This window comes from Streptomyces sp. CNQ329, assembly GCF_000482585.1.
The window spans coordinates 99,711-113,045 of sequence record NZ_AXVU01000011.1 but is presented as its reverse complement, the minus strand read 5'-3'; the positions used below and the strand labels follow the sequence as shown (position 1 = coordinate 113,045).

General features: G+C 72.5%; 12 protein-coding genes. All 12 read left to right on the top strand.

Annotation, left to right across the window (positions count from 1 at the left end):
- Nucleotides 1–567 precede the first annotated feature (567 nt).
- On the top strand, nt 568–909 hold the full coding sequence (locus tag I003_RS35985) for a hypothetical protein (protein ID WP_158688954.1): 342 nt from the start codon (nt 568–570) through the stop codon (nt 907–909).
- Nucleotides 910–934: 25 nt separating this feature from the next.
- The gene (locus I003_RS0110185) at nt 935–1,360 is read left to right on the top strand and encodes a phage tail protein (protein WP_027771432.1); all 426 of its coding nucleotides are present in this window, start codon (nt 935–937) and stop codon (nt 1,358–1,360) included.
- A 57-nt stretch (nt 1,361–1,417) separates the two neighbouring features.
- Nucleotides 1,418–2,140, top strand: coding sequence for a LysM peptidoglycan-binding domain-containing protein (locus I003_RS0110180; RefSeq protein WP_027771431.1), 723 nt, complete (start codon nt 1,418–1,420; stop codon nt 2,138–2,140).
- Nucleotides 2,137–3,966 carry a VgrG-related protein gene (locus I003_RS0110175; RefSeq protein ID WP_027771430.1) on the top strand — a complete coding sequence of 610 codons (1,830 nt, stop codon included), beginning with the start codon at nt 2,137–2,139 and terminating at the stop codon, nt 3,964–3,966. Before I003_RS0110180 ends, I003_RS0110175 begins: the two co-directional genes overlap by 4 nt.
- Before the next feature lie 42 nt (nt 3,967–4,008).
- The gene (locus tag I003_RS0110170) at nt 4,009–4,326 is read left to right on the top strand and encodes a PAAR domain-containing protein (protein WP_027771429.1); all 318 of its coding nucleotides are present in this window, start codon (nt 4,009–4,011) and stop codon (nt 4,324–4,326) included.
- Complete coding sequence (locus I003_RS0110165; protein WP_027771428.1) at nt 4,326–4,748, top strand: GPW/gp25 family protein; 423 nt, start codon at nt 4,326–4,328, stop codon at nt 4,746–4,748. The genes I003_RS0110170 and I003_RS0110165 overlap by 1 nt, the downstream gene beginning before the upstream one ends.
- Complete coding sequence (locus I003_RS0110160) at nt 4,748–6,709, top strand: putative baseplate assembly protein (RefSeq protein WP_027771427.1); 1,962 nt, start codon at nt 4,748–4,750, stop codon at nt 6,707–6,709. Before I003_RS0110165 ends, I003_RS0110160 begins: the two co-directional genes overlap by 1 nt.
- A 37-nt stretch (nt 6,710–6,746) precedes the next feature.
- Entirely contained in the window at nt 6,747–7,310 is a 564-nt protein-coding gene (locus I003_RS0110155) for a phage tail protein (RefSeq protein ID WP_027771426.1), read from the top strand.
- Between the two features lie 556 nt (nt 7,311–7,866).
- A complete protein-coding gene (locus I003_RS0110150; protein ID WP_106966268.1) occupies nt 7,867–8,580 on the top strand; it encodes a zinc ribbon domain-containing protein in 714 nt (237 codons plus the stop codon).
- A 393-nt stretch (nt 8,581–8,973) separates the two neighbouring features.
- Nucleotides 8,974–12,333 (top strand): ALF repeat-containing protein, encoded by a 3,360-nt coding sequence (locus I003_RS0110145; RefSeq protein ID WP_486584160.1) that lies wholly within the window; start codon nt 8,974–8,976, stop codon nt 12,331–12,333.
- 34 nt (nt 12,334–12,367) lie between these two features.
- Nucleotides 12,368–12,748: a hypothetical protein gene (locus I003_RS31855; protein ID WP_051368170.1), complete on the top strand. Its 381-nt coding sequence runs from the start codon at nt 12,368–12,370 to the stop codon at nt 12,746–12,748.
- A gap of 31 nt (nt 12,749–12,779) precedes the next feature.
- Nucleotides 12,780–13,274: a hypothetical protein gene (locus I003_RS0110135; protein ID WP_486584159.1), complete on the top strand. Its 495-nt coding sequence runs from the start codon at nt 12,780–12,782 to the stop codon at nt 13,272–13,274.
- Nucleotides 13,275–13,335: the final 61 nt, after the last annotated feature.

Below are 13,335 nucleotides of genomic sequence, written 5' to 3'. Positions count from 1 at the left end.
CTGAACACCCGGCCCCCGGAAGGCTTCCCACCGCCCGCTGCGGCCCGCACCGCCGACCGTCCGGTCGTGGCGGCACGCTGGCCGGGCGCACCGGCTGACGGCCGGGCAGACTCCGGCCGGCCGCACAGGTCGTCCCGGAGGGCTACGCCGGGATCGTCCCCCAAGCCCCCCGCGATGAGCGAACCGGCCCCGTCGGCCCCGGCGGCGGCCGTACCCTCCGCGGCGACCACTGCGACGCCCCCCGTCCAGCGTGCCGCGCCTGAGGGCCCCGGTCCGGACAACCCGGGTGGGCCGGAGACGGGTTCGGCGGCCTTCGTGCAGCGCGTCCCGGTCGTGCGGCCCGCCCCGTCCCACCCGGAGCCTTCCGGGCCGGCCGCCCCCGCCGCTGTCGTACCCGGGCGGCCCCTGCCTGTGACCGCCGGGCAGTTGCCGCCGCTCGCGGACCGCACACCGGTGGCGGCGGAGACACCGGCACCGGCGGGGAACGTTCCCGTGGTCCGGCCGGGGAACGTCGTGCCCGGCCCCGCGCCGGCGGCGGTCGACCGGACCCGTGGACCGGGAACGCCGGTGCAGCGTCAGCTCCCCAGCGCCGATGACCTCGCCGTACCCACGGGCGTACCGGCGAGGTCGGTGCCGACGCGCAGCCGGTCGCGGCCGGCCTCCGCTGCCGGTGACCTCGCCGCGCCCGCGGGCGTACCCGCGGGGGCGGTACCGGCGCGCGGTCAGTCCTGGCAGGCCCCCGGCCCGTCGAGCAGGAGCGCCGCCGCGCGTGCCGCGGCGCCGCAGGACACCGGCATCGACCTGGACGACCTGGCGCGCCGCCTGCTCGACCCGATGGCCCGGCTGCTGCGCACCGAACTGCGGCGCGGGCGGGAACGTATCGGCCGCCCTCACGACGGACGCCGCTGAGCACGCAGGGAACGGATGACGACGAATGACGGACAGCATCTTCGCCACGAGCGTGTTCTTCAGGCTCGCCATAGGCGGCAACGACCTCGGCCCCTTCCACAGCTGTTCCGGCATGGGCGCGGAGGTGGAGATGGAGAGCTATCAGGAGGGCGGCAACAACGGCTTCACCTGGCAGCTACCCGGCCGCGTCACCTGGTCGAACATCACACTGACCCGGCCGGTCACCGCCGACACGGCGAAGATCGCCCGCTGGCTCGACGAGACGCTGAAGCGGGTGGAGCCCAAGGACGGGGAAATCGTGGCGCTGAAGCCGGACCTGACCCCGATCACCGGCTGGCAGGTGTTCGGGATCGTCCCGGTGCGCTGGCAGGGGCCGTCCTTCGACCCCGCCGACTCGCAGGCGGCGGTGGAGACCCTGGAGATCGCCCACCAGGGGCTGCGCCCTTCCTGACACGACCTCGGCAAGGCTCCCCGTTCACATGTGCGCACCAGAAAGGAGGTCGGGGACATGTCCCCAGCGTCCCGCTCCAGCCGGGCCAGGGCACAGTTGACCCTCAAGGAGCCCCCGGCCTCGGTCGGGGAGGAGCCCGGCGGGACGGTCGCGCGGCTGAACCTGCAGTTCAACCCCGCCTCGCTGGAGCTGCGCAAGACCACCGAGTGGCGTCGTACGCCGTCCCGGATGGCGGGGGAGTCGGCGCTGCCCGAGTTCGTCGGCAGCGGCCCGCGCGAGCTGAGCCTCGAGGTGTTTCTGGATGCCACGGCCACGCACGACAACTCCGTGGAGCTGGCGGTGGAGAAGCTGATGAAGGCGTGCGTGCCGACCCCGGCCAGCCTCGGCCGCAAGAAGCCGGCCAGCCCGTGGGTGCGGTTCGAGTGGGGAACCGCACGGACGACCTCGTTCGACGGGGTGCTCTCCAGCCTGTCCGTGACATACACGCTGTTCGACGTGGACGGCAAGCCCCTGCGGGCCACCTGCGCCTTGTCCATCGAGGAGGCGAGCGTCGACCCGCCGGGCCAGAACCCGACGTCCGGCGCGCGCACCGCCCGCAGTACGCACACCGTGGTGGCGGGCGACAGCCTGGCCATGCTGGCCTGGCGGGAGTACGGCGACCCGACGGCCTGGCGGGTCATCGCGGAGGCAAACGGAATCGACGACCCGATGGTGCTCGTGCCCGGCACCGAACTGGTGGTGCCGGGGCTGCGTGACGCGGGCGGTGAGGAGGAGCGGTGACCACACCCGGGGAACGGGGCGGCCGGTCGTTCGCGGCGGACCCCGTCGTGGAGACGCCCGGCGAACTGCCGCCGGTCTGGGCCACCCAGCTGGTGAGCTGCGTGGTGGACGAGAACGTGGGCCTGCCGGACGCGGCGGTGCTCACCTTCCGCGATCCCGACCACGAGTTCCTGCGGGCGACCGGCGTCACCATCGGCACCCCGCTACGGGTGTCGGTGGTGACCGTGTCCGGAGGGGCGCGCGAGCGGCTGTTCAACGGCGAGGTGACGGCCCTGGAGGTGGACCGGGATCGCACGGGCTCGTTCACGGTGGTGCGTGCCTACTCCAAGGCGCACCGCCTCCAGCGCGGCCGGAAGGTGGTGGCGTACCGGAACATGACGGCGGCGGCCATCGTCCGCAAGGTGGCCGCCGGGGCCGGGCTGACCTGTGGCACGGTGCAGGCCGCACCGGTCACGTACAAGCAGCTCTCGCAGGCGAACGTCTCCGACTGGGAGTTCCTTGAGTTTCTGGCTGCCGAGAGCGGTGCGCAGGTGCGCGTCGACGACAAGGGGCTGCTGCAGTTCACCAGGCCGCGGAAGGCGTCCGGCGCGCCCGCGCCGTCGACCTCGGCCGCCCGGAATCCCCTGGTGCTGGAGTACGGGCGGAACCTGCTGTCGCTGCGGGCCTCGCTGTCTGCCGCGGACGGTGCCCAGCAGGTGGAGGTGCGCGGCTGGGACGTCACCACGAAGCGGCCGCTGGTGGCCCGGCAGCCGTCGGTCAGCAGTGACACGGTGGTGCCGGGTCTGAGCCCGGCGCTCGCCGCCCGGTTCGGCACGTCGTCGAAGCTGACCGTCACCGACACCCCGTACCGCACCCAGGCCGAGACGACCGCGGTCGCGGACGCGGTGGCCGGTCAGGTCAGCGCGGGCTTCGGGGAGTGGGAGGCGGTGGCCGAGGGCAACCCCCTGCTGCGGGCGGGCAAGCCCGTGGCGCTCGGCAACGTCGGGCAGGCGTTCTCGGGCCGGTACACGGCGACGGCCGTGCGGCACGTCCTCGAACCGCACGGCGGGTACCAGACGACGGTGTGGGTGGGCGGCAGCCCCGACCGCTCCCTGACCGGCCTGGTGACCGGCGCCAACGCGGCGAGCCGCGGGCCACGCATGCCGGGGCTGGCGATCGGCGTGGTGACGGACGTGCGCGAGCCGGCCGGTTCCGAGCGCGGCGCCGTGAAGGTGAAGTTTCCCTGGCTGGACGACACCTACGTCAGCGACTGGGTACGCACCGTGCAGTGGGGCGGCAGGGGCGGCGGTGGCGTGGTCAGCCCGGAGGTCAACGACGAGGTCCTGGTCGGCTTCGAACAGGGCCTGCTGGACAGCCCGTACGTCATCGGCGGGCTCTACAACGGCGTGGACAAGCCGTCGCCGCACGATGTCCAGCTCATCGACAAGACCACAGGACGGGTCAACCGCCGCTCCATCGTGTCGCGTTCGGGACACCGGGTCGAGTTGCTGGACGCGAGGGCGCCGGGCCCATCCGGCGTCAGACTCATGTCCGCCGACGAGCGCCTCGAAGTATTCCTCGACGACCGACGGGACCGGATCGAGCTGACGGTGTACGCCGCGAAGGGCCGGCGGAAACCCCTCACCTCCGTCCTGCTCGACAAGACGGGCATCACCCTGGACGCGGGACGGGGCAATGTGAGCGTGTCGGGCCGGAACGTCGACATCCAGGGCCGGGTCGGGGTGAAGATCGGCGGCCGCAGGGTGAGCGTCGACGGCTCGTCGGACGTCACCATCGACGGCGGTCTGCTCGGCGTCCTCAAAGCCAAGCTCATCCGGATCAACTGACTTCTGTCCGCCGTACCCACGACCCCTGTGAAGGAGCGCCGCATGCCTGCCGCAGCCCGTACCGGCGACCCCACCAACCACGGCGGGGTGATCGCCGCACCACCGCCGCCCGCCGCCGCGGCGGTGGCCACCGTGCTCGTCGGCGGTCGCCCCGCCGCCGTCGTGGGAAGCGCCCACACCTGCGTGATACCGCCGCACGCGGCCCTGGGACCGGGCAACGTGATCGTGCCCGACCCGGCCGGGCTCGCCTCGGGCACCGTGCTCATCGGCGGGCTGCCGGCCGCGAAGGCCCGCGACCAGACGACGTGCGGCGCCATGATCGTGACCGGCGCCCCGAACGTCCTGATCGGCGGCGTGTGATGAGCGAACAGTTCATCGGCCGCGGCTGGGCGTTCCCCCTGCGGGTCGCGTCGACCGGCGGCATCGCCATGGCCGAAGGGGAGCGGGAAATCGAGGAGGCGATCCGGCTGGTGCTCGGCACCGCCCCCGGCGAGCGTCCCATGCGCCCCGCGTTCGGCTGCGGTATCCACGACTACGTCTTCGCCCCCGGCGACGGCGCCACCGCCGGACGTATCGCGCAGCAGGTGCGCGCGGCACTGGAACGGTGGGAGCCGCGGATCGCGGTGGACGACGTGGTGGTCGCCTTCGACGCCGTCGAGGAAGGCACCCTCTACATCGACGTGCACTACTCCGTGCGCTCCACGAACGACCGGCGCAACCTGGTCTTTCCCTTCTACACGATCCCCTCCGAGGAGGGGGCCGAGGAACCGGTCGCGAACTGATGGCCCTGCCCTCCCCCAACCTGGACGACCGGCGCTTCCAGCAGCTCGTCGACGAGGCGAAGCGGTACGTGCAGCAGCGCGCCCCCGAGTGGACGGACCACAACGTCTCCGACCCCGGCGTCACCCTGATCGAGACGTTCGCCTACATGGTGGACCAGTTGCTGTACCGGCTGAACCGGGTCCCGGACAAGAACTACACCGCGTTCCTGGACCTGCTGGGCATCCGACTCTTCCCGCCCGCCGCGGCCGGGGCCGAGGTCGACTTCTGGCTGTCGGCCCCGCAACCCGACACCGTCGTCCTGCCCGCGGGCACCGAGGTGACCACCGCGCGCGGCGAGCCCGAGGAGGCCGTGGTGCTCACGACCGTGGACGAGCTGCACATCTTGCCGAGTGAGTTGATCCGGCTGGTGACCGCGCCACGCTCCGGTGCCCAGACCGACATGACCGGCACGCTCGCGGAAGGCCGGGACGTGCGCTGCTTCCAGGCGGCACCGGAGCCCGGTGACGCGCTGCTGTTCGGCCTGCCGACGGCGGTGCCGCGCTGCGTGGTCGCGCTGCGTCTGGACAGCCGCGTGGAGGGCATCGGCGTGGACCCGCGCCAGCCCCCGCTGGTGTGGGAGGCGTGGAACGGCGGCGGCTGGCAGGTCTGCGAGACCGGCACGGACACCACCGGCGGCCTCAACCAGCCCGGTGAGGTCATCGTGTACGTACCGGCAGGGCACACGGCGTCGGTGATCGGCGGGACCCGGGCGGGCTGGCTACGCTGCCGGGTCACCGAGGTGGAGCCCGGCCGGCCGTTCTACTCGGAGTCCCCGACGGTGCGCGAGGCAGCGGTGTTCACCGTCGGCGGCACCGTGTTCACCGAGCACGCCGAGACCGTGACCGACGTGCCGCTCGGTACTTCGGAAGGCGTCGCCGGGCAGACGTTCCGGCTCGGCAGCCCGCCGGTCCTCCTCGACCGTGAGCCTCCGGTGGTGGAGGTGTCCTCGGCCGAGGGGTGGCAACGTTGGGACGTGGTCGAGCACTTCGGCCGTTCGGGGCCCACCGACCGCCACGTCAGGGTGGACCCCACCACGGGCGAGTTCACCTTCCCCCCGGTGCTGCGCGAACCGGACGGCACGCTGCGTCAGTGCGGAGCCGTACCCCCCAAGGGGGCTCAGGTCCGGGTGGCCCGCTACCGCACCGGCGGCGGTCCTGCGGGCAACGTCGCCCGCGGCGCGATCTCCGTGCTGCGCAGCTCTGTTCCGTACGTGGCCAGCGTCGTCAACCGGGAGGCAGCGCGCGGTGGGGTCGCAGGTGAGACCGTTGCCAACGCCAAGCTGCGGGCGCCGGACGTACTGCGGATGCAGGAGCGTGCGGTGACCGCCGAGGATTATGAGATCATCAGCCGTCAGGCCGCGCCCTCGGTACGCCGGGTCCGTTGTCTGCCCGCCGCGGAGGACGCGGGCGCGGTACGGGTCCTGGTGGTGCCGGACGCGGTGGCCGACGAGGGCGACGACCGGCTCCGCTTCGAGCAGTTGATCCCCTCCGACCAGGTCCTCGAAGCGATCACCGTGAGCCTCGACGAACGGCGCCTCATCGGCACCCGTCTCGTGGTGGAGCCGCCGGTCTACCAGGGCGTCACCGTGGTCGCCCGGCTCGTGACGGCATCCGGTGACACCGACCGGGTCCGCGAGGCGGCGCTCGACGCCCTGTTCCGCCATCTCAACCCGTTGCACGGCGGCCCGGACGGGACCGGGTGGCCTTTCGGGCGGCCCGTGCAGTACGGCGAGATCTTCGGCATCCTGCAACGTGCCACCGGCGATGCGCTGGTGGAGGAGATCCGCCTGTTTCCCGCCGACCCGATCACCGGCCGCCGGGGCGCCCCGGCAGACCGCATCGACGTGGCCGCGGGCGCGCTGGTCTTCTCCTACCATCACCAGGTCGTGGTCACGGCGCTTGGGCGGGAGGCGCCGGCATGAGCGTGGCCGGCACCGGCGTGGAGCCGGAGGTACCGCGATGAGCCGCGCTGCCGTACCCGGGCTGGCGAGCAGTCACCCCATCGGTGAGCAACTGCCCGCCCTGTACGCCGGCGACGGCTTCGCGCAGCGGTTCACCGCCGGTCTGGACACCGTCCTCGCCCCGGTGTTCGCGACTCTCGACAACCTGCCCGCCTACGTCGACCCGCGGGTGACACCGGCCGACTTCCTCGCCTGGTTGGCGTCATGGGTGGGCGCCGCCGACGACCCGCAGTGGCCCGTCGAGGTGCGCCGTGAGGCGGTCGTCCGCGCGGTGGAGCTGCACCGGTGGCGCGGCACCGGACGCGGTCTGGTCGAGGCCCTGAACCTCGCGCTCGGGGTACACGCCGACGTGACCGATGACGGTGGCGCGCGTTGGTCGCGCACCGCCGGAACCGAGCTGCCGCCGGAGCCCCCCGCCGAGATCCCGGTCCGGGTGTGGCCGGGCCGTGCGGCGCGGGTGGACGTGGCCGGGGTTCACGAGATCGTCCAGATCATGTGCCCGGTGCATACCGTCTGCCGGGTGGAGGTCCTGTCCGGCCCGCCCGCCGACGAGGGGAGATGACGTCATGCGGGAGTGTCCCGTCTGCGGAGCGTCCAACGGCTCCGGCGACGACTTCTGTGGCAACTGCGGCGCGTATCTGGGCTGGTCGGACACGACACCGGCCTCGAATCCGAGCGCCATGCCGACCACCGGCGCAGACGCCGGCGCCGACGAGAGGCCCGACACCCACCCCGGCCAGGAGGAGACCGCAACCCCGGCAGCCCGCACCGACACGCCCGCCGCCACGCGCCGCCCGACCACCGGCACCGGGGAGTCCTCCCATGGCGACGAAGCCCAGGGAACTCCCCCCGCGGGGGCGCCCGGATCATCGACCCCCACGCCCGCGGCACCCGCATCCGCCGGCTCCACTCCCGCCGCATCCCGAACCGCCGCACGGGTCCCGCAGGAACCGGCCACACCACCGACGCCCACCACCGCACCCGCTCCACCCACCCGGAACCCGCCCGGCCTCCGCCCTCCGGCCACCCCCACCCCTGAGGAACCGGCACGCAACCCCGTCGCGCCCGTACAGCCTGCGAAGCCGGTGGCCCCCCGCCCCGTCGTACGACAGGCGGCGGTGCCGGACGAGGGAGCGGGCCTGCCCTGCCCCTCCTGCGGTACGCCCAATGCGCCGAACCGCCGGTTCTGCCGGCACTGCGCGGCCGAGTTGACGCCCGCCGCCAAGGCGGACCCGCTGCCGTGGTGGCGGACCGTGCGGCCGTTCCGCCGCCGGGTGCGTGCGAGTTCGGGGCGGGGGGTGCGGCTGCTGGTGATCCTGACCGTGGTGGTGGCACTGGGTGTGGGCGGCTACCTGCTGCTGCCGGCCGGGCGTGCCCTGTTCGAGGACACACGGGACAAGCTGGGCAAGGCCACCCCCGTGACGCCGATGGACGTCACCGCAAGCGCCGAGGTCCCCGGGCACCCGGCGAAGAACACCACCGACGGACTGCGCGACAAGTACTGGGGGGCTCCCGCGTCGGGCGCTTCGGTGACGTACACCTTCGGCAAGCCGTTCCGGCTGGTCAACCTGATCATCACCAATGGCGCGTCCGCGAAGCCGGAGGAGTACGCCGGTCAGGCGCGTGCGCTTCAGATGCACATGGAGGTGACGACGCAGGACGGCGAGAAGCACGACGAGCAGCTCACCCTCAGCGACAAACCGGGCGACCAGACGATCACCACCGGCATCAGCGACGTGAAGACGGTACGCCTGGTTCTGCGTTCCGCCGTCGGCCTCACCGGGGACCGCCACCTGGCGCTGGCCGAGGTCGAGTTCTTCCAGCGAAGCTGACCTCATCAGTAACGTTCGGTCGACCCGGCTGTATACCGGCAAGGCCGCGCCGCCCTCGGACCGGTGACCACGTGATCGACAGGGCAAACGGCTCCTCAGGAAGCCGGGTCAGGTGTCACCCGCCACCCTGCGGCAGTCCGGTTGGTGACGCGGATGGCGGGGGTCCGGCCACCGATGCCGGTGGGGGCGGGCCCGTTTGACGCGCAGGGTGTGCTGGAAGCGTGTGGCTCCGCCGCCCCGGCACACGGTCTGCCACCCTCCTCATTTGGCATGTACAGTCATGCCGGATATCCCCCACAGGACGCGGCGCGGGACTCAACCGCGGTGGCCCGCCCTGTGGTGGGGGCACCGCATCTGAATCCCCTTGGATCGCTCATGGGAAGGATGCCTGCCATGTCTCACGGGTTATGGAACAGACGCCGTGTGCTCGCCACCATCGCCGGCGCAGCCGCGACCCCCGCTCTGCCCTCCATCCTCACCTGGTCCGTCACGCCGGCCCGGGCGGCCGGCACCAGTGACACGGACACCGGCCTGCCTGACACCGAACGCGGCCAGGCAGTCTGGGCGTACAAGACCGGCGGCCGCCGGGTCCGGGAAGCTGCGGCCATCGCGCTGACGCAGGGTCAGGCCGCGGTCTCCGCATTCCTCACCGACGACCTGCCCGTGCTCCGGGCGGAGGACAACCGCTTCGCCGTCGTCGCCGCTCTCCCGCACGCCGACCGGGCCGTGCAGGAAGCGGCGGACACGGCCCTGTCCGGCGGGGACGACGCGGTCACCGCCTATCTGGAGGGGGGCTTCCAGCCCTTCCTGATGGAGGATCTGCGGGTCGCGGTCACCGTCATCATGAACAACTCCGGCCCCACCGTCCGGCAGAAGGCCTCCGCGGCCCTGGACGCGGGTACCGAGACCGCCCTGCGGGACTTCCTGGACGACATCCAGCACACGGCCAGGAACGAGGACGAGCGGGTGGAGGTCGTCTACCTCCTCGCGACCGCCACGCCGTGGGTGCAGGAGTACGCGCAGCGCGCCCTGGACGACGGATCGCCCGAGGCGATTCACCAGTTCCTCGTCTCCGGCCAGTACATCGCCCGTGCCCGGGATGAAGAGGCCGCGAAGATCGCGCAGCTGGTCGAGATCGTGGAGCGGGAGGGCGAGAAGGCCACTCTCAACACGGAGCAGGCCGTCGCAGCCTCCGAGAAGGCGAAGGAGGCCGCCGCCAAGGCCAAGGCCGCCGCTTTGGAGGCCGCGGCGGAAGCAGCGGCGGCCGAGGGGGATGTGCGCAGGTCGGCGCGGGCCGCCAACAACGCCGCGAGCGCCGCCCGCGGCGCCGCGAGTGCCGCCCGTACAGCCATCGCCGCGTCCCGGCAGGCGCAGAACGCCTCCCAGCGGGCCGCGCGGGCGGCGCAGGCGGCCGCGGCCGCCGCCGCGGCGGCCGGGCGCGCCGCCTCGCGCGCCTACCGGTCCGCCATCGCCGCGTCCAAGGACGCCTCCCAGGCATCGGCCGCTCGTGCCGCGGCCGAGGGCGCCCGGGACGCCGCGCGCCGCGCACGTACCGCGGCGTCGGCCGCCGACAAGGCCGCCGTCGCCTCGTCGAAGGCTTCGTCGGCCGGGTCCGCCGCCGCGAGCGCGGCGCAGAACGCCGCCGCGGCGGCCAATGCCGCCGCTGCCGCCGCCACGTCCGCGGGCGCCGCCCAGGCGCAGGCGGCCGAGGCCCGCCGGGCCGCCGCCGAGGCCAGTGCCGCGGCTGCCAGGTCCACCCGGGCCGCGAACACCTCCCAGGCACTGTCGAACAGGGCGGCGGCTGCGGCGCGCGTGGCCCGCGACGCCGCCAACAGCGCGGCGGACCACGCCGACAACGCGGCGGACGCCGCCGAGGAAGCGGCCGAGCACGCCGGCGAGGCGATCGAGTACGCCAAGCGGTCCACCGAGTACGCGAAGGCGGCGGTACTGGCGGCCGACACGGCCTCCGCCGCGGTCAACGAGGCTGTGGAGGTGGAGCAGGCGGCACGGGATGCCGACATGGCCAAGCTGGCCGAGGACACCCAGATCGGCGTCGAGGAGGCCGGGGTGCTCGCGCAGGAGGAGGAGGCGGACACCCGGCTGCTGCAGCGGGAACTCGACCAGTCGGGCCAGACGTCCCAGGCGATCAAGGATCTGATCGCCGCCGCCGAGGCTGCATACCACTCCGGTGACACAGAGACAGCGGTCACCGAGGGCCGCCGGGCCGCCGTCAAGCTCCTGGACGCGACCGGCTCCTGGACCAGGCAGGCGGCCGAGTTCGCGCTGTCCGGCAGCGAGGAGGACGTCCTCAACTGGATCGACGTGGACCGTCCGCTCGCCCAACGGCAGGACGACCAGGAGAACACCCTCACGCTGGCGAAGTCAGCCGTCTCCGACGTGGTCGAGGCGGCTGTCTCGGCGCTGTCGAGCACCGACCCGGACGCGCCGGCCGCATTCTTGACGCACGGGGCCATCGAGGCCGCGGCCGAGGAGTACCGCGTTCAGATCGTGCGGATTCTGGGCGCCGAGACCGGGCGGGCCGTGCAGGCGAAGGCCCAGGCGGCACTCGATGCCGGGACGGCCGAGGCGATGCACCGCTTCCTGACCTACGAATGGGCGGAGGCGGTCAAGGAGGACGACCGGGTCGAGGTGGCCACTCTCCTCGACTCCGGTGGCCCCTACATGAAGGCCGCGTGTCAGATCGTGCTGGAGGGCTCGGCCCGGATGCGGCGCGCCTTCGTCCTGAAGGACAAGTTCAACATCGCCCGGATCGACGAGGACTACGTGGCCCACGTGGCGGCGATGCGCGCCGCGATCGCCCACGCCGCCGGGATCGCCGCCCAGGCGCAGGAGGACGCCGCGGTGGCCTCCAAGGCGGCGGCCGAGGCCCGGGAGGCCGCCGAGGAGGCGGCCGAGTGGGCGTCGAAGGCGCAGGGCTGGGCGGAAGCCGCCGCGGACTCGGCCGCCGAGGCGAAGCGGAACGCGGACGACGCCGACGCTTCGGCCGCCGCCGCCAAGCAGTCGGCGCAGGCCGCGAAGGCGGCGGCAGCGACCGCGCGGGGTGCGGCCCGTACGGCGAACTACTCGGCCAAGCGGGCTGCCTTGTCCGCCAGGCAGGCGGTGGCGTCCGCGCTGCAGGCGCAGTCCTCCGCCACCGCCGCCCGGGCCTCAGCCATCCAGGCCGGGAAGGACGCACGGGCCGCCGCCGCTGCTGCCACCGAGGCCCACCAGATCGCCGCGGGAAAGCTCAAAGAGGAACTCAAACGGCAGGCGGAAGAGGAGCTGCAGCGGCAACGGGAGGCCGAGCAGCACCACATCCATCCCGCCGACAACGAGGAGAACGACGACGACGGCGACACGAAGTGGCTCGGTCTGTGGCCCGAGGACATCTTCGACGCCAAGGACTGGGCGGAGGCTCTGGGCCACTGGAGCACGTGGGCCGGAGGTCTCGCCGTCGTTTCCGGGATCGTCTCCCTGTTCCCCCCGGCCGCCCCGGTCGCCGGTCCTCTCGCGGTGAGCCTCGGACTCTTCTCCTGGGGCATGCAGGGCGGCAGCGCCATCATCAGCGGATTCGCCTACGGCTGCGAAAGCAACGAATTCTGGAGGGCGCTCGGAGCCGCCTCGCTGCCGCCCGTGCTCTCCAAGATCGGAAAGGCTGCCCGGCACATCGGACTGGTCAAGGAGGTCGGCAAGAAGGTGGTGGACATCGGGAGTGACGCCTACACCACGGTGATCGGATGGGTCACCTGGTAACCGATTCCACAGAATCGAACGGAAGATGCCGAGTGTGACTCTGACGCCTGCACAGTGGTGGATTCCCGCCGGCGTCGCCGGACTTGCCCTGTCGCTGGCGTTGCAGTTCTTCGCGACCATGCTGCGGCAGCGGTTCCTCATCAGCGCGACTCCGCTGGTGGGCTTCGCCTTCATGGCGCTGGCCGCCGTGGTGCGCGGAGACCCGGTGGAGGCGGCGCTGAAGCTCTTCACCGCGGGGGCGCTGGGAGCGGCCGTGGCGAGGGCTGTTTTCACGCCGTATGTCAGGCGTCAGGTCGCACGAAGGCGGTCGGGACTGCCGTTGGAGCAGCTCTCCGGCCCGAAAGCGGCGTTCTTCCTCGTCGTTCTGGCAGCCGCCACGCTCGGCGTGGCGGCCACCCTGTCAGTACTCGAATAACACCGGTGGCGTACCGGAGAAACGAGTTCCCATGAGGTTGATCAGGCGTGCACTGATAACGGGCATGGTCGCGGCTCTCGCGGCGGTGGCCTACGCTGCTGCGGCACCTGCCGGACAGCAGAACATGTCTCCCGCGCCCGCGGCGGTGGATGAACCGGGGTACGCGGTGGAGAACTTCGCCTATCCGAACGCGGACCAGATCCTGGAGGAGCGCGGAATCCTGCTGAAGCGCGGTAACGGGCACATCGTGCTGTCCCCCACATGCGCCGACGGCCTGCTGCGCGTATGGGCCCGCAGCAAGCCGGAGTACTGCTTCAGGGTGACCGGCGACACGGGTTATCTCTCGCTCGATCTGCCCGCGGTCTACACCGTCAGGGGAGTCGACTACGACACCACCATCACCATGACCGTCGACGAGGAGACCAAGACCTACGACATCCCCCGCAACCAGTGGGAGGCGGTCGGGGAGGGCACCGATCCGGAACGGCGCGACCACACGCTGGTGGAGATCAGGACCAGCAAGTGACGGCGCCTTGCACGTGAGTCGACTGCCGGCCCGGTCAGTACCGGGTCCCCTGAACCCGATC